The sequence below is a fragment of the Ruminococcus sp. AF17-12 genome, from assembly GCF_003479245.1.
Classification (GTDB): domain Bacteria; phylum Bacillota; class Clostridia; order Lachnospirales; family Lachnospiraceae; genus Blautia_A; species Blautia_A fusiformis.
Map to the genome: position 1 here is coordinate 16,356 of NZ_QUGY01000004.1, position 25,727 is coordinate 42,082.

Below are 25,727 nucleotides of genomic sequence, written 5' to 3' on the forward strand. Positions count from 1 at the left end.
TAAACACAGTATAACATACTGTAAGCGAGGGAAGGCGTATAAAAGGATATGTATCAAAAAGAAAACAGTAGCTGGGTAAAACATGCGGATTTTGCGATCTGCGATATGCTGTGTCTGCAGCTTGCGTTTGTACTTGCATACTGGATCCGAAACGGGATCGATCAGCCATACGAGACAGAGCTGTACCGAAATGTGGCAGTGGTGATGTTTCTTATCCAGCTGATGGTCACATTTTTTAATGAGAGCTTCAGCGGAGTTCTGCGAAGAGGAATGCTGGTGGAACTGAAGAAAACCTTTGAACAGTGTACACTGGTCTGCCTTCTGGTTCTGGCATATATGTTTCTTTTAAGAATTGGAAACAATTATTCCAGAATGATCCTGCTGATCACCTATGTGCTTTATACCTGCTTCAGCTATTGCGGCAGACAGGCACTGAAGAAATTCCTGAAGGATCGCAGATACGAAGAAAGCGAGAAACGATCCCTGCTGATCGTTACAGTCAGTGAAAATGCAGACAATGTGGTGGAAACCATCCGCAAGAATAATTACGGAACCTATCATCTGGCAGGAATTGTTTTTATGGATTGTGACAAGAAGGGAGCATCCGTCTGTGGAGTACCGGTAGTAGCCGGGAAGGAGGATATGATCTCCTATATCCATAAGAACTGGATCGACGAAGTTTTTTTTGCAGTGCCTAAGCAAATCTCAATCCCGGAGCAGATGATCAAGGATTGTTCTGCAATGGGAGTTGTCATCCATATGAGACTGGCAACCATGAAATCTCTTGGCAAGAACCAGGTGGTGGAGGAGCTTGGTGGATATACCGTGCTTTCCAGCAGTATCCACATTGTAACGCCGCGCCAGATGTTTGTTAAGAGAGCCATGGATATCGCAGGCGGTTTGGTAGGCTGTCTTTTTACAGGAATCGCAGCGATCTTTCTGGTTCCGGCCATCAAGATCAAATCTCCGGGTCCTGCATTTTTTTCACAGGTCCGCATGGGAAAGAACGGTCGTCCGTTCAAGATCTATAAATTCCGCTCCATGTATATGGATGCAGAAGAACGCAAAAAAGAACTGATGAAACAGAATAACGTAAAAGACGGAATGATGTTCAAAATGGATGATGATCCACGAATCATCAAAGGAGTAGGACATTTTATCCGAAAGACATCCCTGGATGAATTTCCGCAGTTCTGGAATATTCTGAAAGGAGATATGAGCCTTGTAGGAACCAGACCGCCGACAATGGATGAGTGGGAGAAGTACGAGCTTCACCATCGCAAACGTCTGGCCATCAAGCCGGGACTTACCGGTATGTGGCAGGTAAGCGGTCGAAGTGATATCACGGATTTCGAGGAAGTCGTAGAGCTTGATACGAAGTACATTGCCGAATGGTGTCTGAAGCTGGACATTGAGATCCTGGTTAAGACAGTTATGGTCGTTTTCCGCGGAAGCGGCGCGAAATGATCAATACATATTGAGATTCGAATATAATGACCCGGACGGCGGAAGTGCAGTCCGGGGATAAAAATAAATTAGATAAGTTATAAATATAAAAGAGGAAGTTAAAAATGCAGATTTTATTGATCATGCTGATTGTAGTACTTCTCGCGTTCTTGGTCCTGCTTCTGGCATTGGCAAAACAAAGTCCCAGGGAAAAGCAGACAGAAGACAAAGAGCAGGAAGAATACATCAGGGATTATGCAGAAACAGTAAGACAGACCGGAGGAAGTATGAAGAAGTTAGAACATTGGAAAGTAATTGCGATATATCTGATCATCTATGACATAATAGCTGTTAATTTTTCTTATTTTATGGCGCTGCTGGTGAGATTCGATTTTCGGTATTTCTCGATCCCCACAGATTATTTTGCTGCATGGAGGAGTTTTGCACCGATCTATACCATTATCATCCTGGCAGTGTTCGGATGCATGCATCTGTATAACAGTGTATGGCGTTTCGCAAGCTTCCATGAGCTGATCAAGATCACGGTAGCAACTGTGATCACAGGCGTTCTGCATATTGCGGGTATCACGATCTTCTGGGGACGGATGCCGGCCTCCTATTATCTGATCGGTGTCATGCTGCAGTTTTTCCTGACTGTAGGCGTACGTTTCTCCTATCGTTTTGTACTTCTTGAGCGGAACCGCAGAGAAAAGAGCGAGCGTGAAGAGCGGAGCAAAAACGTAATGATCATCGGTGCAGGAGAAGCGGGAAGAACCATTGTCCGGGAGCTTCAGAATGCAAGGGAAACCAATTCCAGAGTACGCTGCCTGATCGATGACAATCCGAATAAATGGGGAAGATACATGGAAGGAGTTCCGGTGGTAGGCGGAAGAGACGATATTTTTCTCAATGTGGATAAGTATCATATCAATCAGATCCTTCTTGCGATTCCGACTGCAACACCGCATCAGAAGCGGGATATCCTGAACATCTGCAAGGAAACCGGATGCGAGCTGAAGCAGCTTCCGGGTGTATATCAGCTTGTAAACGGAGAAGTATCCTTGAGCAAGATGAAAAAAGTAGCAGTGGAGGATCTTCTCGGACGAGACACCATCAAAGTCAACATGTCAGAAATCTTTCAGTATCTGAAGGGCAAAAGGATCCTGGTAACAGGAGGCGGCGGTTCCATCGGAAGTGAGCTCTGCCGTCAGATCGCAGGTCATGAGCCGGAGCTCCTGGTGATCTTCGATATTTATGAAAATAACGCTTACGACATTGAACAGGAGCTGAAGGCCAGTTATCCGAACCTGAACCTGAAGGTACTGATCGGCTCCGTCCGTGACAGCAAAAGGATCAACTGGGTATTTGAAACCTACAAGCCGGAGATCGTATATCATGCAGCCGCACATAAGCACGTACCGCTGATGGAGAACAGCCCCTGTGAGGCGATCAAGAACAATGTGGTAGGAACCTATAAGACTGCATATGCGGCAATGATGAACGGCTGTCAGCGATTTGTGCTGATCAGCACCGACAAGGCCGTAAACCCGACCAACATCATGGGCGCCAGCAAACGACTCTGCGAAATGGTAGTCCAGAGCATGAACATGGTCAGCCACAACGGACACACCGACTGGCTGCCACGACTTGGCGGACACAGAAAGGATACCCTGGATGCACTTCACGATAACGAAGGCCAGGCATATGTAAGTGAGAACCATACATCGAAAACAGGAACCGGCACAGAATTCGTAGCTGTACGATTCGGAAACGTTCTCGGCAGCAACGGAAGTGTGATCCCGCTGTTCAAGCGCCAGATCGAAAAAGGCGGCCCTGTCACCGTCACACATCCGGACATCATCCGCTACTTTATGACTATCCCGGAGGCCGTAAGCCTTGTCCTCCAGGCAGGAACCTACGCCAAAGGCGGCGAGATCTTCGTCCTGGACATGGGAGCCCCGGTAAAGATCGACACCCTTGCCCGAAACCTGATCAAGCTTTCCGGCTACACCCCGGATGTAGACATCAAAGTCACCTACACTGGTCTCCGCCCAGGCGAAAAGCTTTACGAAGAAAAGCTGATGGCCGAAGAAGGCATGGAGAAAACTCCAAACGACCTCATCCACATCGGCAAACCCATCGAAATGGACGTACAGGAATTCTTCAAACAGCTGGAAGTCCTGGCAGCATACGGCTACGCCAACAGCGAAAAGATCCGAGACATCGTAGCCGCGATCGTACCGACCTATCACTCTGCGGATTCCGACCTGAAGCTGCATAAGAAGGTGTATGAGGAGCTGATGAGTGAGGCGGCTGTGGCTGCGGAGAAGTGATCAAGCATAAACTGAAAGTACATAAAAAGAGGTAGAGAGCCATGTTCAAAGAAAGTAATAAGTTTGAAAAATTTGAATCCAAAGTCTGGTTAAGCAGTCCAACAATGCATGGACCGGAAATTGAATATGTAAAAGAAGCATATGAAACAAACTGGATGTCTACAGTAGGAAAAAACATTAATGAAGTAGAAAAACTTGCCTGTGAATATATTGGCTGCAAATATGCGGTAGCTTTATCAGCAGGAACGGCTTCTTTACATCTGGCTATGAAACTGGCTGGAATCGAAGCATATGGTATGCCGAAAGTAGGTCATGGAGCATTGGAAGGAAAAAAAGTTTTCTGCTCCGATATGACTTTTGATGCAACAGTAAATCCAGTTGTATACGAAGGCGGAGAACCGGTATTTATAGATACAGAGTATGATACCTGGAACATGGATCCGGAAGCATTGGAAAAAGCCTTTGAAATCTATCCTGATACGAAGGTTGTGGTTATTGCACATCTTTACGGAACTCCGGGAAAGATAGAAGAATTAAATGCTGTGATCAGAAAGCATGGAGCTATTTTGATCGAGGATGCGGCAGAATCTATGGGAGCCACATATAAAGGTGTTCAGACAGGTACGTTTGGAAAGTATAATACGATTTCTTTTAATGGAAACAAGATCATTACAGGAAGTTCAGGCGGATGTTTCCTGACAGATGATGAAGAAGCTGCAAATAAAGTACGTAAATGGTCAACGCAGGCCAGAGAGAATGCTGCATGGTACCAGCATGAAGAACTGGGATATAACTATCGAATGAGCAATGTGGTTGCTGGCGTTGTACGTGGGCAGTTTTCATATTTAAATGAACATATTGCACAGAAAAAAGCAATCTATGAGAGATATAAAGAGGGATTAAAAGGATTACCAGTATCCATGAATCCAATGGATCTGGAAAATTCTGAGCCAAATTACTGGCTGTCTTGTCTGATTATTGATAAGAAAGCGATGTGCAAGCAGGTTCGTGGCGAGCAGGATGTCTGCTACATAAAAGAAACAGGAAAAACCTGTCCGACAGAGATTCTGGAAGCAATTGCATCTATTAATGCAGAAGGACGCCCAGTCTGGAAACCGATGCATATGCAGCCGATTTATCGTCTGAATCCATTTGTTGTAAAAGACGGAAATGGAAGAGCCAGATCGAATGCATATATTGCAGGCAGCGTGTCTGATGTTGGAATGGATATTTTCAACCGAGGTCTGTGTCTGCCTAGTGATAATAAGATGACAGTGGAGCAGCAGGAGAGGATCATTGAGGTTATTCGGGCTTGTTTTGAATAGTATTCAAGGGGAATGAGATTGTGTCTAAAAAGAAAAAATTAGGTCTTCTGGCAGGAAGTACAGCAGTAACGACTGCGACAACAGCACATGCAATGAAAAAGGAAGCAGATAAGACTACATATACTGCTGAATTAATGAGTGCGATTAAACCCCGTAAGATGGGATTTTATGAGAAGTATATAAAACGAGGAATGGATGTAATATGTGCATCTGCAGCAATTTTATGTTTTAGTCCGATTTATGCAGGCGTTGCTCTTTTAGTAAAAATAAAACTGGGATCACCAGTTATTTTTACGCAGGATCGTCCAGGTTTGGTAGATAAGGACGGAAGAGAAACGATTTTCAAAATGTATAAATTTCGTACGATGACAGATGAGCGAGACGAAGAAGGAAATCTGCTTCCTGATGAAGTAAGACTGACAAAATTTGGTGCATGGTTAAGAAAGACAAGCCTTGATGAGCTGCCGGAAGCTTTTAACATCCTGAACGGAACGATGTCAGTATATAAAAATGACAATCCGGACTTTCTGGAACAAGCATTAAGTAGCATTATTGATATTCAAACGATAGTGCCTGATGAAGTGATTCTTGTAGTCGATGGACCCGTTAGTAATGAAATAGATAATGTTATAAAAAATTATCAAAAAAAATACATTTTTCTTCGAGTAATTCGTTTAGAAGAAAATGGTGGATTGGGTAATGCACTTAAAATTGCTACAGAAAGTGCTAAATATAATTTAATCGCTCGTATGGATAGTGACGATATCTCATTACCAAATAGATTTGAGGAACAATTAAAATATTTTATGCTTCATCCTACAATAGATGTTGTTGGTGGTGATATCGAAGAATTTATTAATGATGAATCTAATATTGTGGGTAGGAGAAGAGTTCCTCAAAAAAATGATGAAATTAGAGAATATATGAAAAAAAGATGTGCTTTTAACCATATGTCGGTAATGTATAAAAAAACAACTATTCAAGCTGTAGGTGGTTATCAAGATTGGTTTTGGAATGAGGATTATTTTCTCTGGATTAGAATGTGGCTTAATAATGCAGAATTTGCAAATACAGGAACTACTCTTGTAAAAGTTCGGGTTGGAAAAGAGATGTACCAGCGACGTGGTGGTAACAAATATTTTCAAAGCGAAAAAAAACTTCAAACTTATATGCTAACACATGGAATGATAAATAGAAAAACATATTGTATTAATATAATAAAAAGATGGATTGTTCAGAGGGTGTTGACAAATAGATTAAGGGGATGGGTATTTAGGACATTTGCGCGTGAAAAATAAGTGCGTGATATTTTAAAAAGTAAGTGATATTTAAAATTGAGATATCAATATTCTAAAAAAGGTGATGTAATTGATAAACAAAAAAAAAATACTTAACAAAGTGTCAAATGAGAAAAATATTAGGAAACTTACTGAGACGGAAAAAAAGGATTTGAAGAATACCTTTCTTTTGATGACACAAGAAATAGATATGGTATGTAAAAAGTATGGAATAAAAATGTTTTTAGTAGGTGGAAGTTTACTTGGAGCTGTACGGCATGGCGGCTTTATACCATGGGATGATGATATTGACTTTGGAATGAAAAGATGTGACTATCAAAAATTTATAGAAATTTTTGATAGTGAATTAGGTGATAGATATTATTTAAGATGTCCTAATTCAAAATATCCTAATGGCAATCGGTTTATGCAAATTTATAAAAGAGGAACTACATTAAAAGTTGCAGAAGGAAGCACTCCATTGCAGCCAAATTGTGTTTTAATTGATGTATTTCCATATGATTATGTTCCTGATAATAAACTATTACGAATTTTAAAGGGAATATATTGCAATTTTTTGATGTTAATAGCAGCATCTGTAACAGGTTATGTTTATCCAAATGAGAATTATAAAAAAATGATGATGCACTCTTTTACTGGTAAATGTATATTTTATGGAGAGTATTTGTTGGGAAAATTGTTTTCATGGAAAAAACCAGAAGAATGGTTTAATAAAGTTGATAGAGCGGTTCAACAGAAAAAAAAATCTAAGTATGTTACCAGTGCAATGGGAAGAAAACATTATCTAGGAGAAATTTTTTCAGAAAAGGTTTTTTTTCCTCTATCTGAGATAAAGTTTGAAGAATTAAAATTATATGCGCCAGCAGATCCTCAAACTTATCTATTACATAATTATGGAAAAAATTATATGACCCCACCATCAAGAGATAATCAGGAAAGTCATTTTGTTTTATATTTTGATTTGAATAAAGAGGAGAATATATGAATGTTGCAGTACTAATGAGTACATATAATGGAGAAAAATATATTAAAGAACAAATTGAAAGCATATTAGGACAAGAGAATGTATCAGTTGAGATTTTTATTCGGGATGATGGATCAATTGATCATACAGTAGATATTGTAGAAAAGTATGACAATATAAATATTATAAGAGGAGAAAATATCGGAGTAGGAAATAGCTTTATGGAATTAGTATATAAAGTTCCTAACAGTTTTGAATTTTATGCTTTTGCGGATCAAGATGATATTTGGCTTAATAATAAAATGGAAAAAGGAATTGAAAAAATTAGACACCAAAAAGGGCCGATTTTATATTGTTCGAATCAGCGATTAATAGATAAATATGGAAGTGAAATAGGTGTTAGATTTAATAGAAATCCGGATTTATCGAGTGAAAAAATATTTGTTCAAAATAGTGCAACGGGATGTACTATGATTTGGAATAGAGAATTGCAAAATATTCTTTTAAAAAAAAGGCCAGCAAAAGAATTATTATATAGCAGAATACATGATGTTTGGGTTGCTATGGTAGCAAGTATATGTGGAACTATTATCTACGATAAAAATGGATATATACTTTATCGACAGCATGAAAATAATGTAGTTGGAGCAAGAAAAAAGACAAGAAAAGATATACTTGTTCAACAAATAAAAAAAATAAAGAGAAAAGATTTAAGGTGTGGAAGAAGTTTGTTGGCAAAACAAATGAAGATACTTTTTCCTAAAGAATCTGAAAAGTGTAAGGCTATTGTTTGGGGAGCAAATTCAACATCTTTTTCAGGAAAATTGAATCTTATATTTAATAATAGATATTTCAGGAAATATTCAAATGAAAATTTGTGTGCATTTATTTTTAAAGTTGTTTTTGAATTGTTTTAGTGAAAGGATATAATAATGAATATTGCAATTATTTTTGCTGGCGGAGTTGGCACGCGTATGAATACCAAAGATAGGCCTAAACAATTTTTGATGGTTCATGGGAAACCAATTATAGTACATACTATTGAAAAATTTCAAGAACATGCCGAAATTGATGGAATTATTGTTGTATGTGTTAAAGATTGGATTAATTATATGAAAGAAATGCAATTTAGATATCGTTTGGATAAAATTGCTAAAATTGTTCCTGGGGGAAAAACGGGACAACTTTCCATTTATGCTGGATTAAAAGCAGCAGAAGATATATTTGGAGTAGATGATAATATTGTATTGATTCATGATGGTGTTAGACCTTTAATAGGAAAACAGATTATTTCAGATAATATTGAGAGTGTAAAAAAATATGGAAGTGCGGTAACTTGTGCTCCAACAAAAGAATCTGTTGTTTTGATAGATGAGAAAAACAATATTACGGAAGTAGTAGAACGTAATGAATCTAGAACTGCAAAAGCACCGGAAAGTTTTTATTTGAAAGATATTTTGGCTGCTGATGAAGAAGCTATTTCTAAAGGAATTATAAATGAGATAGATTCATGCACATTGATGGCACATCATGGAGCAAAGATGCATGTTGTAAATGGAGATTACGGAAACATCAAAATTACGACACCGGAAGATTTTTATACATTTAGAGCAATCTATGATGTGAAAGAAAATGAACAATTACAATAAAATGGGGAGACAATAGATATGTCTAAAAGTTTAGATCAGAGAATATTGCAGTTAAATAAGCGCTATCAGGAAATTTATTGGTCAAATGAATTTCAAAAAAAAGAAAAAATGAAATATTATTTAAATAATTTAATTCATGGAAGATTTAATCAAATATTTGAAGATTTAAAATTTAGACATTATGCGATTGAAAATTTTACAACTGCTGCGAATATAGATACCCAAATTGGTGGAAACAATAATATTAAAGGAAAAAAGATAGCAGTTTATAGTTGCATTATCGGGAATTATGATAATTTTATAGATCCAATTATTGTAGATCCTGAAGTAGACTATTATATGTTTACAGATCAAGAATTACCAACAGATACTATTTGGAATAAGATTGATGTGACACAATTATTAGAATACGAGAAATATTCACCTATATTATTAAATCGCAAAATAAAAATGTTACCGTTTAATTATTTAAGAGGATATGATTATAGTGTTTATGTGGATGGAAATATAGAAATAGTAACTTCAGTATTACCAATAATTAAAAATATGGGAAATGCTGTATTAGGAGTGCATTATCATAGTGCAAGAGATTGTATTTTTGATGAAGTTATTGCGGTAAGACATTATAAAAGAGCAAGTATAAATGAAAATTATGATAAACAGTTATATGAATATGAAAAGATAGGTTTTCCGAGGCACTTCGGACTTTATGAAAATTCTATAATAGTTCGGAAACATAAAGATAAAATGTTAAAAAAAATTATGAATGATTGGTGGAATGAATACAATAAATATCCGACAAGAGATCAATTTAGCTTACCATTTGTTATTTGGAAAAATCATTATAAGAATGATGTGTATATATTAGGTAACAATATTTCAAAAAACCCAAGATTTAATAGAGTAGATAAACACAATTAAAGAAAATATAAAATAGGATGGTGATTAGGAGGGTTACCCATTGAAAAAGATAGGACGTTATAGCATAGGAGAAATGATCAAAAATTTATCAGCAATCCTGTTTTGTACAACTATAGAAATAAATATTATTGGCAAATATGTACCATTCGCTAAAGGGCAATATGTGTTATTATTGTCCTTAATAATGATGATAATAGGAACTGCACTTCAAAATGAATTTATAATTAAGATAAAGTTTTCAAAATATCAAGGATATTTATTAGGAGTTATTATATTCACATTTTGTAGTGGATTATGGGCAATAGATTCAAATCTTACTAATATGTGGGGAAGTGATTTCATAGGTACTTTTTTAATGATGTACGTTATATATATATGCTATAGAAATGAAAGTACCATAGATACTATGTTAAAGATATTTATGATAAGTGGTTATTTTGTTATTATATCGTCTATAATGTATTATGGCATAGACTATTTTGTTTTAATATTGAAATCATCAGAATTTTCGATTTCTAATAGATTGTCGAATGATTTTATTAATGCGAATGTATTAGGAATGAGAGCTGCGTATTCTATATTAATTAACATATATTTATTTTTGTATAAAAAATCTCATGTTTGCTATTTACCATTTTCTTTTCTTTGCATTTTAATAATTGCATTTTCACAAAGTAGAAAAGCTATTATCATAATAGGAATTGGAACTTTTATGATGCTGATTTTAAAAAATATGAATAATAAAAATTTTATAAGTAAATTCTGGGGATTAATCAAAATACTTATTGTGTTAATTGTGTTATGGTTTGTGATTTCTTATGTTCCAGCTTTCTCTGCATTAAATGAACGTATGCAATATGTTGTTAATTATTTTTCAGGAAGAGGAGAAGTGGGCTTATCTATTACGGAAAGATCAGAATTAATAAAAATTGGAAAAGAAATATTTGTTCATCATCCTATATTAGGAATTGGTATAGATAATGCAAAACTTGTTGTATTGAAAATAATGGGAAAAAAAGATTATTATCTGCATAATAATTATTGGGAAATGCTGGCAGATGGAGGGATTATTGGTTTTATTATTTATTATTGGATTTATGCTTTTATTTTAAAAAAAATGATTAAATTTAGAAGATTATCAGACGGAGAGTTTGTAATATGTTTTACTTTTCTAATTTTGAGCCTGATTTTGGATAATGCAGCAGTTAGTTATTTGAGTAAAACAACATATTACAAATTATTGTTTATATTTATTTATTGTGAACGATTAACAAAATATGATGATAAGAATAAAGGAAAATTGAAATGTTAAATGAATTGAATGGAAAAAAGGTATTGTTAACAGGAGCAACTGGATTAATAGGTTCGTCAATAGTAAAGGTACTGGAGAATTATAATGTAAAAATAGTGGCAGTGGTAAGAAATATTGAAAAAGCAAAAAAAATATTAGGAAAATATACCAATATTGATTATTTAAATTATGATATTGTAGATATACCTATTGAAAATATGAAAATTGATTATGTTATTCACGCGGCGGCAAATACTTCTAGTGAATCATTTGTTGATGAACCAGTTGAAATTATTATGAATGCTATTAATGGAACTAGGAGGATATTGGAAATTGCAAAATATAATAATGTAAAAGGAATGGTATATTTATCCAGCATGGAAGTTTATGGTTGCCCTAAAAGTGATTTGAAAATTAGTGAAGATAGTGAATCAAATTTAAATACGATGTCGGTAAGATCAAGCTATCCTATTTCAAAACGTGTTTGTGAAAATTTATGTGCATCATATGCAGGAGAATATAAAGTTCCAGTTAAGGTTATAAGATTAACACAGACATTTGGAGAAGGTGTTGTCTATGATGATAAAAGGGTATTTGCTGAGTTTGCAAGATGTGTTTTAGAGAAAAAAAATATTGTTTTAAAAACCAAGGGTGAGACGAGAAGAAGTTATTTATATACAAAAGATGCAGCAATGGCAGTATTAACTGTTTTAGTTAAAGGAAAAATAAGTGAAGCGTATAATGCAGCTAATGAAAAAACGTATTGTTCTATTTATGAAATGGCTAAATTGGTAGTTGATAAATGTTCAAATAATAAAATAAAAGTTATTATAGATGAATCAGAAAATTCTTTTAAATATGGGTATGCGCCTACATTGCATATGAATTTAGATACGAGCAAAATAAGAATGTTGGGATGGAATCCAACTATAGATTTAGAAAAAATGTATAAGCTGATGATTGAATGGATGGCTAATAATAAGTAATAGAATTGAAAAGTTTAACAAGAATAAATGAGGAGGTATATTATTATGACTATAAAACATAGGCTAGCACAATTGTTACCAGATAAAATATATTTGCAGATTTATTATAGGAGAATTTTTGGGAGGAAACTTAACTTAAAGGAGCCAAAAACTTTTAATGAAAAAATTCAATGGTTAAAATTATATGACCGTAATCCAACATATAGTAAGATGGTGGATAAATATGAAGCTAAAAATTATGTCGAAAATAAAATAGGAAAAGAATATATAATACCTACATTGGGTGTATGGGAGGAATTTGACAAAATTAATTTTAGTGAATTACCAAATCAATTTGTATTAAAAACAACTCATGATTCAGGAGGCGTTGTAATTGTAAAAGATAAAGATAAAATGAATCTTGTAAAAACAAAAAAAATTATTGAAGATTCTTTAAATAATAACTATTATCTTCAAGGCAGAGAGTGGCCATATAAAAATGTGAAGCATAGAATTATTGCAGAAAAATATATGGTAGATGAATCAGGATATGAGTTAAAAGATTACAAATTTTTTTGTTTTAATGGGATAGCAAAAGTAATGTTTATTGCTTCGGATAGACAAAATACTAATGAAGAAACTAAGTTTGATTTTTTTGATATGGAATTTAATCATTTGCCATTTACTAATGGTCATCCTAATTCTAATAAGATTATAATAAAACCCAAGTCTTTTGAAAAAATGAAAAAGTTGGCTGAAATATTATCAGAGGGAATTCCACAAGTTAGAATAGATTTTTATGATATTAATGGAAATATTTATTTTGGAGAAATGACTTTTTCACATTGGAGTGGATTTGTTCCATTTATTCCGGATGAATGGGATTATCGTTTGGGAAGTATGATAAATTTGCCAGTAAAATAATTGATAAATAGAGGGATATGATGAGAGAAAGAAAATTAGCCAAAAATACTATTTCATCTTTAATATTTCAGGTGACAACAATAGTAAGTGGTTTTATATTACCGAGATTAATTTTGAAACAATATGGATCGTCTGTTAATGGATTAGTCAATTCTATTGCACAATTTTTGAGTATAATTTCTTTCCTTGAATTGGGGGTAGGTGCAGTTGTCCAATCAACATTGTATAAACCTTTGGCAGAAAATGATAATGTTCAAGTTAGTAAAATATTAGCATCAGCAGAAAAGTTTTTTAAAAATTTAGCGCGAATTTTAATAATATATATAATTATACTTGTTTTTTGTTATCCTTATTTGGGAAATCAAAAATATAGTTTTCTTTATACAGCAACATTAATAGGAGCAATGTGCATTAGTTATTTTGCACAATACTATTTTGGGGTTGTTGACCGGTTATTATTAACTGCGGATCAAAAAGGCTATATTCAATATAATGCACAGACAATAACATTAATACTAAATACTGTTATAAGTATAAGTTTAATAAAATGTGGTAGTTCAATACAATTACTTAAACTAATGTCATCTTTGATATATTTATTTAGACCCATTTACTTAAGAATATACATAAATAGACACTATGTAATTAATCGAAAAATTAGCTATGATGAGGAACCTATTAAACAAAAATGGAATGGTGTTGCACAACATGTTTGTTCAGTTGTGTTGGATAGTACGGATAATATTGTATTAACAATTTTTGCAACATTGTCAGATGTATCTATTTATTCAGTATATTATTTGGTTGTAAGTGGAGTAAAACAGTTATTTTTATCACTAACAAATGGAATTCAATCGTTAATAGGGGAGCTTTGGGCAAAACAAGAATTAGATAATTTGAAAAAATATTTTGAATGGATTGAATGGAGTATACATACAGGTGTTGTGTTTATTTTTGGTTGCACATTGTTTTTGATTGTTCCGTTTGTTCAGGTTTATACTGAGGGAATTACAGATGCTAATTATGTTGTACCAAGCTTTGCTATATTATTAACAGTGGCAAATGCAATGCATTGTTTACGGTTACCTTATAATATTATGATACTTGCAGCTGGACATTATAAACAAACACAATGCAATTATATTATTGCTACAATTATGAACATAGTTCTTTCGATTATGATGGTTCAAATTTGGGGCTTGATAGGTGTTGCAATAGGTACAATTTGTGCAATGACATTTCAGACGATGTGGATGATGTATTACGATTCAAAAAATTTTATAAAGTGGCCACTTGTAAAATCTATAAAGCAATTTTCAATTGATATATTTACTATAATTATAGGGTTTATTGTATGTAATCAGATACACATGAAGAATATCGATATTATTTCGTGGGTCTTATTAGCTTTTTCTACAATTATTATATTTGGATGTATTATTGTAGCAATTAATATGATTTTTTATAGAGAAAAAATTGTAAGATTATTAAAAGTGATAAGAAAAGGTTTAAATTAGATTATTTATAAAATAAAGGAGTACAAATATATAAATGAAAAAGCAGAATATCATGTTAAATGGTAAAGTTGTTTTAATAACTGGCGTAGCTGGGTTTATTGGATCAAATCTAGTTCACAAATTGTTGTGTATGAAGGAATCTGTTAACATCATCGGAATAGATAATATGAATGATTATTATGATGTTTCAATCAAGGAATGGAGATTAAAAGAAATTGAAACGGTTGTCAGTGAACATCCAGGATCATCATGGAAATTTATAAAAGGAAACATTGCAGATAAAGAATTGATTAATCAGATTTTTGAAGAATATAAACCAGCAGTGGTTGTAAATTTGGCTGCTCAGGCAGGGGTTCGTTATTCTATCACAAATCCAGATGTGTACATTGAGAGTAATCTGATGGGATTTTACAATATTCTTGAAGCGTGTCGTCATTCCTATGATAATGGACAGAAAGGTGTAGAACATCTGGTATATGCATCTAGTTCTTCTGTTTATGGAACAAACAAAAAAATCCCATATTCTACAGAAGACAAAGTAGATAATCCGGTATCCTTGTATGCCGCAACGAAGAAATCAAATGAGCTGATGGCTCATGCTTATAGCAAATTATATAATATTCCGTCAACTGGTCTTCGATTTTTTACTGTATATGGACCGGCAGGACGTCCGGATATGGCATATTTTGGATTTACGAATAAACTTCGTGCAGGCGATACCATTCAAATTTTTAATTATGGAAACTGTAAACGTGATTTTACCTATGTGGATGACATTGTAGAAGGAGTAAAGCGTGTAATGCAGGCTGCGCCGGAAAAGAGGAATGGAGAAGATGGTCTGCCAATTCCACCTTATGCAGTTTACAACATTGGAAATAATCAGCCGGAAAATCTGCTTGATTTTGTGGATATTTTACAGCAGGAATTGATTCGAGCAGAAGTGTTGCCGGCTGATTATGATTTTGAGTCACATAAAAAGCTAGTTCCAATGCAGCCAGGAGATGTTCCAATTACTTATGCAGATACGACTGCATTGGAGCAGGATTTTGGTTTTAAACCTAAAACTAGTCTTAGAAACGGATTAAGAAAGTTTGCAGAGTGGTATAAAGAATTTTATATGTAAAAAGGAGTTTTGACGTATGAAGATAGCAGTAGCTGGAACAGGATATGTTGGTTTGTCCATTGCGACATTGTTATCACAGCATCATGAAGTGATGGCAGTTGATATTATTCCGGAAAAAGTAGAAAAAATTAATAAGAGAATCAGTCCGATTCAGGATGAGTATATCGAGAAGTACCTGGCAGAAAAAGAATTAAACCTGACAGCTACATTGGATGCAGAGATAGCATATAAAGATGCTGATTTTGTGGTGATTGCGGCACCTACCAATTATGACAGTAAAAAAAATTTCTTTGATACATCTGCAGTAGAAGCAGTGATTCAGTTGGTAATCAGATATAATCCGGATGCGATAATGATTATCAAATCTACGATTCCAGTTGGTTTTACAGCATCTGTTCGTGAAAAGTATCACTGTGATAATATTATTTTTAGCCCGGAATTTTTGAGGGAATCGAAGGCACTTTATGATAATCTATATCCATCAAGAATTATTGTTGGTACTGATATACAGAATGCAAGACTTGTAAAAGCAGCCAAAACATTTGCCGGACTTTTACAGGAGGGAGCTATTAAGGAAAATATTGACACATTGATTATGGGATTTACTGAGGCTGAAGCAGTTAAACTGTTTGCAAATACATATTTGGCATTGCGGGTATCGTACTTTAATGAACTTGATACTTATGCTGAAATGAAAGGTTTGAATACTCAGCAGATTATAAATGGGGTGTGTCTGGATCCACGTATTGGCTCTCATTATAATAATCCGTCTTTTGGATATGGTGGATATTGTTTGCCGAAAGATACAAAGCAGCTTTTGGCTAACTATGCAGATGTTCCGCAAAATATGATGTCTGCAATCGTAGAATCCAATAAAACACGTAAAGATTATATTGCAGAGCGTGTGTTGGAGCTTACCGGTGCATATGAAGCTAATGATGATTATGATACAAGCAAAGAGAAAGAGGTTATTGTTGGTGTATATCGGCTTACCATGAAATCAAATTCAGATAATTTCCGTCAGTCCTCTATACAAGGTGTGATGAAGCGCATTAAGGCCAAAGGTGCCACCATTATTGTTTATGAGCCGACATTAGAGGATGGAACGACATTTTTTGGAAGCAAAGTCGTAAATGATCTTGAGGCATTTAAAGAGCAGAGTCAGGCAATTATTGCAAATAGATATGATAAATGCCTAGATGATGTAAAAGAACGAGTATATACAAGAGATATCTTTTACAGAGATTAAAAGATAAGTTATAAATTTAAATGAATACTTATGAAATAATTACTAAGCAAAATTCCAGTTGAGGAATAACAGGGTTTTGTTGTTTTTTCGTATTTTTATTGTGTTTTAGCCGGATCATAAAACAGTCATACAAAAGTAACAGAATTAGTTTTTCATAAAGTCTGGCAGTAAATCCTCAAACATGAGTACTGGGGATTGAGCTGACTTTATGAAAATAGATATGCACATTGAAAAATCAAGTTTTTTTGTAGCGGCTTGGACATTCTTTCTGGATTCTGGGCGACCATGGAAGAAGATCATCAATAAACATGAGATCTTTGTCATCCATATGCTGAGGGATCTCAGTAAGCAGCAGGTTGAAATATTCAAAGGTATTTAGCATGTTTGCCTTTGCTGTTTCGACCAGGCTGTACAGGATCGCACTTGCCTTTGCACCAGTGGAAGATTCAATCATTACGAAGTTTTTACGGCCAATGGTAAAAGGCCGGATTGCCTGTTCTGCATAATTGTTATCCATTGGGACATTGCCGTCAGATAAAAACACACGAAGATATTCTTCCTGATTTATACTGTAAGCGAGAGCCTTTCCAATTGTGCTGTTATGAGTTACCTGTGAGTACTTCTGTTTTGCCCATGCGAAATAAGCATCCACTTTTTCTAAAAGAACAAGCTGACGCTGCTTTTTGCGGTCTGTGACAGAGAGGTCATCAAAGGTATTGTCGATGTGCATGATCTCTGTGATCATGCGGTATGCTTCCTGGGCGATCGACCCTCTGGCGGTATCCTGCTCGACAGATTTTATGAATTCTGCAAAAGGTCTTCTTGCATGGATCCAGCATCCTGCGACTTTAAGATCACGGCGTTCCCTTGCAAGTTTATGATAGACCTGGTATCCATCCGTGACCACAGTCCCGGAGAAAGTATTCAGGAATTCACGCGGATGGTCTGAGTGGCGGGAAGGCTGCCAGTCAAAGAGGACGATGGGATGAGTTCCGCGCAAAGGCCGGTTTCGGTAGACCCACATGTAAATCTTCTTACCGTTTTTGATCTTTGCATGATCGATCCGCATGACTTTTACCGGTGACTCATCCGCATGTATGACTTTACTGTCATAGATCAGGGACAGGTATACATCGGTACTTTTGATCACTCAGTTAGCCATGGTATTTTTGGAAAGCTGGATGCCATTTGTCTTAAAAGCTTTTGACTGTCGTTCCAGAGGCAGAGCATTTGTATATTTGCCATTGACCCTGTGATAGCTATATACTACCACAAAAGTAATTTTCTTTCACTGACAACTATCCTAACACACAGGGATAAACAGTATTATTGATGTTCATACAGAAAGGTAAGAACAATTCTGATCAATCTGTATGACACATTAATGCATAAGATAGGTTATAAATATTAGCACACAAAGGAGAGCAAGAAATGGGAAAATATTTTGGTACAGATGGCTTCCGTGGAGAAGCGGGTGTTTCGTTAACTGCAGATCATGCTTTCAAGATCGGGCGTTTTCTGGGATGGTATTATAATGAGCTGCGCAGAAGAGCGGGGGAGACGGCTGCGGCCAGGATCGTGATCGGCAAGGATACCCGGCGTTCCAGCTATATGTTTGAGTATTCGCTGGTCGGCGGACTGGTGGCGTCCGGAGCGGATGCTTATCTTCTCCACGTGACAACAACGCCGTCTGTGGCTTATGTTGCTCGTACCGATGGCTTTGACTGTGGTATTATGATCTCTGCCAGCCATAATCCTTATTATGATAACGGGATTAAGCTGATCAATGGCCAGGGTGAGAAGATGGAAGAGGAAATCATCGCTCTGGTGGAGGATTATCTGGATGACCGTCTTCAGCTGTTCGGAGAGAAATGGCATGAGATTCCTTTTACAAAGGGCGGTGAGATCGGCAGGACGGTGGATTATTCGGCAGGCCGGAACCGTTACATAGGATATCTGATCTCCCTGGGAGTATATTCCTTTAAGGGAATGAGGATTGGTCTGGACTGTGCCAACGGAAGTGCATGGAATATCGCAAAGGCGGTTTTTGATGCGCTGGGAGCGAAGACTTATGTGATCAATGCTGAGCCGGATGGTACCAATATCAATAACAATGCCGGTTCCACCCATATCGAGGGTCTCCAGAAGCTTGTAGTGGAGAAGGGGCTGGATGTTGGCTTTGCCTACGATGGAGATGCGGACCGCTGTCTCTGTGTGGATGAGAAGGGAAATGTGGTCAGCGGGGATGCGATCCTTTATGTGTACGGCCGTTATATGAAGGAGCGCGGAAAGCTTCTCACCAATACGGTTGTGACTACGGTAATGTCCAATTTTGGCCTTTACAAGGCTTTTGATGCTCTTGATATCGATTATGCGAAGACTGCAGTAGGGGATAAATATGTTTATGAATATATGATGCAGAATGGCTGCCGTATTGGTGGTGAGCAGTCCGGGCACATTATTTTTTCCAAGTATGCATCTACCGGGGATGGCATCCTTACAAGTCTGAAGATGATGGAAGTTATAATGGCAAGGAAGAAAAAGCTCAGTGAGCTTACTGCTGATCTGGCGATCTATCCCCAGGTTCTTGAGAACGTGCGTGTCCATGACAAGGCAGCAGCGCAGGCAGATGTGGATGTGCAGGCAGCAGTAGAGAGTGTGGCTGAGGCGCTTGGAGACACCGGAAGGATCCTGGTGAGAGAATCCGGTACAGAACCTCTGCTTCGTGTTATGGTTGAGGCAGAGAGTGAGGAGCTTTGCAGAAAATATGTGGACCAGGTGGTTGAGATCGTCCGTAAGAAGGGGCATGTGGCAGAGTGATGTCCTGGATGCAGACCGCAGGTGTCTGAAGAACGGAGCAGTCAGAAGAATATAAAAATGCAATAAGAGGAGAAAAAAATCATGTGTGGAATTGTAGGTTTTACAGGCAGGCATCAGGCAGCACCCATCCTTCTGGACGGGCTTTCCAAACTGGAATACAGGGGATATGATTCCGCCGGCATCGCAGTGCGTGACGGGGAAAAGGATATCGAGATCATTAAGGCGAAGGGCCGTCTGAAGGTCCTTCTGGAGAAAACAAACGCAGGTGAATCTGTTCCGGGTATGTGCGGGATCGGTCATACCCGCTGGGCAACTCACGGAGAACCATCAGAGGTCAATGCCCATCCTCATGTCAGTGATAACGGAAATGTGGCAGCTGTGCATAACGGCATTATCGAGAATTACCAGGAGCTGAAGGAGAAGCTTCTCCGCAGGGGATATTCTTTTTATTCTTCCACAGATACGGAGGTTGCTGTGAAGCTGGTGGATTATTACTACCAGAAATACGGCGGATCTCCGGTTGAGGCAGTGCGTCATGCCATGGTGCGTATCCGTGGTTCCTATGCGCTGGCAATGATGTTCCGTGATTATCCGGAAGAGATCTTTGTAGCGAGAAAAGACAGCCCTATGATCCTGGGTGTGGAGAATGGAGAATCCTATATCGCATCGGATGTTCCTGCGATCCTGAAGTATACAAGAAATGTTTATTATATCGGAAATCTGGAGCTGGCATGTGTAAAACCGGGTGAGATCACTTTTTACAATCTGGATGGTGAGGAGATCGAGAAGGAGCCTAAGATCATTGAGTGGGATGCAGAGGCAGCGGAGAAAGCCGGTTTTGAGCATTTCATGATGAAGGAGATCCATGAGCAGCCGAAAGCAGTTGCAGATACACTGAACTCCGTTATCCGGGAGGGCAGGCTGGATCTGACGGAGATCGGTCTGGATGATGAGAGGATCCGCAGCATCAGCCAGGTTTATATCGTGGCCTGCGGCTCTGCTTACCATGTGGGAATGGCTGCACAGTATGTGATCGAGGATCTTGCAGGTCTTCCGGTGCGTGTGGAGCTTGCTTCGGAGTTCCGTTACCGGAAGCCGCTTCTGGATCCTGACGGCCTGGCAGTGATCATCAGTCAGTCCGGTGAGACTGCGGACAGTCTGGCTGCACTTCGGGAATGTAAGGAGAAGGGGATCCGCACGCTGGCTATTGTCAATGTGGTGGGTTCTTCCATTGCAAGAGAGGCGGATCATGTATTCTACACACTTGCAGGACCGGAAATCTCGGTTGCTACCACCAAGGCGTACAGTACACAGCTGATCGCTTCCTATGTGCTGGCATTGCAGATGGCACTGGTCCGCGGAAAGATCTCAGAGGAGCAGTGTGAGTCCTACATTAAGGAATTGAAGACACTTCCGGACAAGATCAGCAGGATCATCGAGGATAAGGAAAGGCTTCAGTGGTTCGCCTCCAAGCAGGCCAATGCAAAGGATATCTTTTTTATCGGAAGAGGGATCGATTATGCCATCAGCCTTGAGGGCAGCCTTAAGATGAAGGAGATCAGTTACATCCATTCTGAAGCATATGCAGCTGGTGAGCTGAAGCATGGCACCATTTCCCTGATCGAGGACGGCACCCTTGTGATCGGTGTCTTGACACAGCCGGAGCTTTATGAGAAAACAGTCAGCAATATGGTGGAGTGCAGAAGCCGTGGGGCATATCTGATGGGGCTTACTACATTTGGGAACTATAATATCGAGGATACTGCTGACTTTACGGTTTATATCCCGAAAACAGATCCGCATTTTGCAACTTCTCTGGCAGTGATCCCGCTGCAGCTTCTGGGTTACTATGTCAGTGTAAATAAAGGTCTGGATGTGGATAAACCGAGAAATCTTGCCAAGAGTGTTACCGTGGAATAAGGAAATCCATTTTACAGAAGGAACATTTTAGCGGCAGTTCCGTGACATCGTGAGAGCATAAAAGAATCATGATATCACGGAACTGTTTTTGCATTTGGCGATTTACGATATTTCTTGCTTTTATCAGTAAAAAAGCGTAAAATGATTAGGATATTTGAATCTGTACAGAGAGTGTCCATATGGAATATTTTCTGTACCAGCAAAAATGGAGGATTGCATATGAGAAAAATGGGAAAACATATCCCAGGGCTGATCGTGACGCTTGTGGTTCTGATCACAGCGATCGTATTTGCGGTCATGCTTCTGAATATGAAGGTGATCCCGACGAAGTTCATTGCAGTGATCGGACTGGTAATGCTGGTCCTGATCGTGATCGTCGGAGCGCTTGTATGGAGTACGGATGGTAAGATAAGATTTGTAGTGGGAGTGATCCTTGCAGCAGTCTTTGCAGCAGTATTCATTCTCGGAAGTATGTATGTTTATAAGACACATTCTACACTGGCAGGGATTTCCGGTGTGAACACAGAGGTTACGGAGGTCGGCATTTATGTCCGTGCAGATGATTCTGCAGATTCCATAGGGGCTACAGCAGATTATGTGTATGGTGTGCTGACAGATCTTGACAGAGCCAATTCTGACAAGGCTATCCAGGAGGTGGATTCTGAGACAGGCAAGACTGTGCAGGTCCAGGAGTTTGCAGGACTTACAGAGCTGGTTGACGGTCTTCTGAACGGACAGACAGGTGCGATCGTGCTGAACAGCGCATATTTAAGCGTTATTGAAGAGATGGATGGATATTCCGATATTTCTTCCAGGATCAGAGAGCTGACTGTGAAGAAGGTGGAGACGACCATTGAGCCGCAGGAGACAGAGGCGAAGGCTGAAGAGAATACCAATGACGGTTCTGTATATACCATTTTTATCAGTGGTATCGACAGCCGCAGCGGCCTTGTTGCAAAGAGCCGAAGCGATTCCAATATCATTGCTACGGTAAATACAGCTACCAGACAGGTGCTTCTGGTTTCTACACCTCGTGATTATTTTGTACCGCTTTCTATTTCAGGCGGACAGAGAGATAAGCTGACACATGCAGGTATCTATGGTATCAATGTATGTATGGATACTCTGGGAATGCTTTACAATGAGGATATCAACTATTATTTCCGTATCAACTTTGCGGGATTTGAGCAGCTGATCGATGCGCTTGGCGGAGTTACCGTTTATTCTGACTATGACTTTGATTCCAAGAATGAGACAGGATATCACTTCAATCAGGGAGAGAACTACCTGAACGGTGAGCAGGCTCTGGTATTCAGCCGTGAGCGTTATGCCTTTAAAGAGGGCGACCGTCAGCGTGGCAAGAACCAGATGGCAGTGATCAAGGGGGTGATCAACAAGGCTCTTTCACCGGAGCTTCTGAAGAATTATTCTTCTGTCCTTTCCAGCATCCAGGGATGCTTTGAGACCAATATCTCCTATGAGGAGATCGCCAGACTGCTCCAGCAGCAGCTGAACAATGGCGGTGACTGGAACATCGTAAGCTACAGTGTAAATGGTACCGGTGACACACAGAAGCCGTACTCCATGAGCCAGAAGGCTTACGTTATGATCCCGGATGAGTCTACCGTTCAGAAGGCGGAGGCCATGATGAAGAAGGTTCGTGACGGAGAGACTGTTTCCCAGGAGGAGGCAGACAGTGCAACATCAGTGGCAGAAGCTACGGATAATGATGCACAGGCAGCTGCAGAGGGAAGTACAGCAGAAGCGCAGGGTGAGACTGCAGATGCCACACAGAATGGCACAGCAGATGCCCAGGCAGCAGACGGAACTGTTGCACAGTAGTAAGATAAAATTATTAAATTTTAGCATAAGAACAGCCGGGAAAGCGTAAAGCTTTCCACCGGCTGTTTTTTCATGAGAAACAGAACGAAAAAAATCCACCGGCGATTACCGATGGACTTTTTTTTACAGGATCTCTTTCAGATATCTTTCCAGGGCATCCTGCCATGTTGGAAGTGGCTGGAAGCCGTTTTTTACAAGCTTGGATTTATCCAGGCGGCTGTTGAATGGACGTACAGCCTTGGAAACGCCGTACTCTGCAGTTGTGACAGGAGATACCTCTACTTTTTCGTATTCCTTGTGGCCGAGGGCAGCAGCCTGGCGGAAGATCTCTTTAGTGAAATCATACCAGCTGATGAAGCCGCCTTCGTTGGTTGCGTGATAGTAGCCGTATTTCTCTGTCTCGACCATGTCTACCAGAAGACGTGCAAGGTCGTAGGTGTAGGTCGGAGTTCCAATCTGGTCACTGACTACGGTAAGCTTGTCATGGGTTTTTCCCAGATTTACCATGGTACGGATAAAGTTTTTGCCGTTTTTGCCGAATACCCATGCAATACGTACGATAAAGAATTTATCTACAGTGCCGGATACTGCCAGTTCACCGTCAAGCTTGGTCTGACCGTATACGTTCTGTGGAGCGTAGTCCTTGCAGTCCGGATCCCATGGTGTGGTTCCCTGGCCGTCAAAAACGTAGTCTGTGGAAATATACATCATCTTGATGCCAAGCTCCTTGCAGATGTCCGCAATGTTCTGTGTTCCTACAACATTGACAAGACGTACCTTTTCACGGTTTTCCTCGTCCTCTGCAGCGTCTACGGCTGTCCATGCGGCACAGTGTACCACTGCATCAGGCTTTACCTCACGGATGGTTTTTGCTACCGCTTCTTTATCTGTGATATCAAGCTGCACATAAGGCATGGTGGTAACAGGAGTACCATCAGCGATGCCGCTGTAGGAAGGAGCAATGTCACTTCCTACGCCTTCATGTCCACGGCCGGACAGTTCATTCATTACGTCATGGCCAAGCTGGCCGCCAACACCTGTTACGAAAAATCTCATGCTTTAACCTCCTCGCGGTTTCCATACATTTTTTCGTAGTAGTTCTGATACTCACCGGAGATGATGGTTTCCCACCATTCCTTGTTGTCAAGGTACCATTTGATGGTCTTTTTGATTCCGTCTGCGAATTTTGTTTCAGGAAGCCATCCAAGCTCGTTGTGGATCTTGGTCGGGTCGATAGCGTAGCGCATGTCATGGCCTTTACGGTCTGCTACATGTGTGATCAGGCTTTCCGGTTTGCCAAGCTCCTTGCAGATCAGTTTTACGATATCGATGTTTTTCATCTCGTTATGTCCGCCTACATTGTAAACCTCGCCTACACGCCCTTTGTGGATGATCAGGTCGATGGCACGGCAGTGATCCTCAACATAGAGCCAGTCGCGGACATTTTCGCCCTTTCCGTAAACCGGGAGTGGTTTGTCGTTCAGAGCGTTGGCGATCATCAGCGGGATCAGCTTTTCCGGGAAGTGATACGGGCCGTAGTTGTTGGAGCAGCGGCTGATGGTCACAGGCAGGCCGTAGGTTCTGTGGTATGCGAGAACAAGAAGGTCAGCACCTGCTTTGGAGGAGCTGTACGGGCTGCTTGTATGGATCGGAGTTTCCTCTGTGAAGAAGAGGTCAGGTCTGTCAAGAGGAAGATCTCCGTAAACCTCGTCTGTGGAAACCTGATGATAACGCTGGATTCCGTATTTACGGCAAGCATCCATGAGAACAGCAGTACCCTTGATGTTGGTGTCAAGGAATACCTCCGGGTTTTCGATGGAACGGTCTACGTGGCTCTCAGCTGCGAAGTTTACCACGATGTCCGGATGTTCCTCCTCGAAAAGCTTGTAAACAGCGTCACGGTCTGTGATGCTTTCCTTTACAAAGCGGAAGTTCGGCTTGTCCATGACCGGTGCAAGAGTGGAAAGGTTTCCGGCATAGGTCAGGCAGTCCAGGCATACGATACGGTAATCCGGATGAGCCTCCATCATATGAAAAATAAAGTTGCTTCCGATAAATCCGGCGCCGCCGGTAACGATGATTGTCATAAAAAATCTCCTTTATAATAAATGATTGATCTTATGCGGATTCCGTCGAAACG

At 38.9% G+C, this 25,727-nt stretch carries 19 protein-coding genes and 1 pseudogene; 17 read left to right on the forward strand and 3 right to left on the reverse strand.

Features of this window, described 5'->3' with window-relative positions; all coding sequences use genetic code 11:
- Positions 1–48: 48 nt before the first annotated feature.
- The 14 genes from DWW77_RS05200 to DWW77_RS05265 all read left to right on the forward strand — a co-directional run bounded on the left by DWW77_RS05200 (position 49) and on the right by DWW77_RS05265 (position 17,005).
- Positions 49–1,467 carry a sugar transferase gene (locus DWW77_RS05200; RefSeq protein WP_118608196.1) on the forward strand — a complete coding sequence of 473 codons (1,419 nt, stop codon included), beginning with the start codon at positions 49–51 and terminating at the stop codon, positions 1,465–1,467.
- Between the two features lie 104 nt (positions 1,468–1,571).
- Positions 1,572–3,779, forward strand: coding sequence for a polysaccharide biosynthesis protein (locus DWW77_RS05205; protein ID WP_353616918.1), 2,208 nt, complete (start codon positions 1,572–1,574; stop codon positions 3,777–3,779).
- 41 nt (positions 3,780–3,820) lie between these two features.
- Positions 3,821–5,104 (forward strand): DegT/DnrJ/EryC1/StrS family aminotransferase, encoded by a 1,284-nt coding sequence (locus DWW77_RS05210; RefSeq protein ID WP_118608197.1) that lies wholly within the window; start codon positions 3,821–3,823, stop codon positions 5,102–5,104.
- A gap of 20 nt (positions 5,105–5,124) precedes the next feature.
- The gene (locus DWW77_RS05215; protein WP_286187990.1) at positions 5,125–6,402 is read left to right on the forward strand and encodes a sugar transferase; all 1,278 of its coding nucleotides are present in this window, start codon (positions 5,125–5,127) and stop codon (positions 6,400–6,402) included.
- Between the two features lie 70 nt (positions 6,403–6,472).
- Positions 6,473–7,387, forward strand: coding sequence for a LicD family protein (locus DWW77_RS05220; protein WP_118608198.1), 915 nt, complete (start codon positions 6,473–6,475; stop codon positions 7,385–7,387).
- Complete coding sequence (locus DWW77_RS05225) at positions 7,384–8,283, forward strand: glycosyltransferase family 2 protein (protein ID WP_118608199.1); 900 nt, start codon at positions 7,384–7,386, stop codon at positions 8,281–8,283. The genes DWW77_RS05220 and DWW77_RS05225 overlap by 4 nt, the downstream gene beginning before the upstream one ends.
- Before the next feature lie 15 nt (positions 8,284–8,298).
- Entirely contained in the window at positions 8,299–9,015 is a 717-nt protein-coding gene (locus tag DWW77_RS05230; protein ID WP_118608200.1) for an IspD/TarI family cytidylyltransferase, read from the forward strand.
- Between the two features lie 18 nt (positions 9,016–9,033).
- The gene (locus DWW77_RS05235) at positions 9,034–9,936 is read left to right on the forward strand and encodes a glycosyltransferase domain-containing protein (protein ID WP_118608201.1); all 903 of its coding nucleotides are present in this window, start codon (positions 9,034–9,036) and stop codon (positions 9,934–9,936) included.
- A 40-nt stretch (positions 9,937–9,976) separates the two neighbouring features.
- On the forward strand, positions 9,977–11,248 hold the full coding sequence (locus DWW77_RS05240) for an O-antigen ligase family protein (protein WP_118608202.1): 1,272 nt from the start codon (positions 9,977–9,979) through the stop codon (positions 11,246–11,248).
- Positions 11,242–12,213 carry an NAD-dependent epimerase/dehydratase family protein gene (locus DWW77_RS05245; protein WP_118608203.1) on the forward strand — a complete coding sequence of 324 codons (972 nt, stop codon included), beginning with the start codon at positions 11,242–11,244 and terminating at the stop codon, positions 12,211–12,213. The genes DWW77_RS05240 and DWW77_RS05245 overlap by 7 nt, the downstream gene beginning before the upstream one ends.
- A gap of 45 nt (positions 12,214–12,258) precedes the next feature.
- Positions 12,259–13,116, forward strand: a complete 858-nt coding sequence (locus DWW77_RS05250) for an ATP-grasp fold amidoligase family protein (RefSeq protein ID WP_202048777.1) — start codon at positions 12,259–12,261, stop codon at positions 13,114–13,116.
- A 20-nt stretch (positions 13,117–13,136) separates the two neighbouring features.
- Positions 13,137–14,633: a lipopolysaccharide biosynthesis protein gene (locus tag DWW77_RS05255; RefSeq protein ID WP_118608205.1), complete on the forward strand. Its 1,497-nt coding sequence runs from the start codon at positions 13,137–13,139 to the stop codon at positions 14,631–14,633.
- A 34-nt stretch (positions 14,634–14,667) separates the two neighbouring features.
- Positions 14,668–15,756, forward strand: a complete 1,089-nt coding sequence (locus DWW77_RS05260; RefSeq protein WP_118608206.1) for a GDP-mannose 4,6-dehydratase — start codon at positions 14,668–14,670, stop codon at positions 15,754–15,756.
- 16 nt (positions 15,757–15,772) lie between these two features.
- Positions 15,773–17,005 (forward strand): nucleotide sugar dehydrogenase, encoded by a 1,233-nt coding sequence (locus DWW77_RS05265; protein ID WP_118608207.1) that lies wholly within the window; start codon positions 15,773–15,775, stop codon positions 17,003–17,005.
- 235 nt (positions 17,006–17,240) lie between these two features.
- Here DWW77_RS05265 and tnpC read toward each other — a convergent pair.
- Positions 17,241–18,278, reverse strand: a pseudogene (tnpC, locus tag DWW77_RS05270) (IS66 family transposase).
- 158 nt (positions 18,279–18,436) lie between these two features.
- Between tnpC and glmM the strand changes: the two are divergent.
- The 3 genes from glmM (at position 18,437) to DWW77_RS05290 (ending at position 23,587) form a co-directional block, all read left to right on the forward strand.
- Positions 18,437–19,825 (forward strand): phosphoglucosamine mutase, encoded by a 1,389-nt coding sequence (glmM, locus tag DWW77_RS05280; RefSeq protein ID WP_059086318.1) that lies wholly within the window; start codon positions 18,437–18,439, stop codon positions 19,823–19,825.
- 81 nt (positions 19,826–19,906) lie between these two features.
- Complete coding sequence (glmS, locus tag DWW77_RS05285) at positions 19,907–21,745, forward strand: glutamine--fructose-6-phosphate transaminase (isomerizing) (RefSeq protein WP_118608210.1); 1,839 nt, start codon at positions 19,907–19,909, stop codon at positions 21,743–21,745.
- Between the two features lie 219 nt (positions 21,746–21,964).
- A complete protein-coding gene (locus DWW77_RS05290; protein WP_118608211.1) occupies positions 21,965–23,587 on the forward strand; it encodes an LCP family glycopolymer transferase in 1,623 nt (540 codons plus the stop codon).
- Between the two features lie 123 nt (positions 23,588–23,710).
- Here the strand turns inward: DWW77_RS05290 and rfbD are convergent, their stop codons facing one another.
- Together rfbD and rfbB are read right to left on the reverse strand one after the other, a co-directional pair.
- Positions 23,711–24,643 (reverse strand): dTDP-4-dehydrorhamnose reductase, encoded by a 933-nt coding sequence (gene rfbD / locus DWW77_RS05295; protein WP_092069245.1) that lies wholly within the window; start codon positions 24,641–24,643, stop codon positions 23,711–23,713.
- Positions 24,640–25,674: a dTDP-glucose 4,6-dehydratase gene (gene rfbB, locus DWW77_RS05300; RefSeq protein WP_015525710.1), complete on the reverse strand. Its 1,035-nt coding sequence runs from the start codon at positions 25,672–25,674 to the stop codon at positions 24,640–24,642. The genes rfbD and rfbB overlap by 4 nt, the downstream gene beginning before the upstream one ends.
- Between the last annotated feature and the right edge of the window lie 53 nt (positions 25,675–25,727).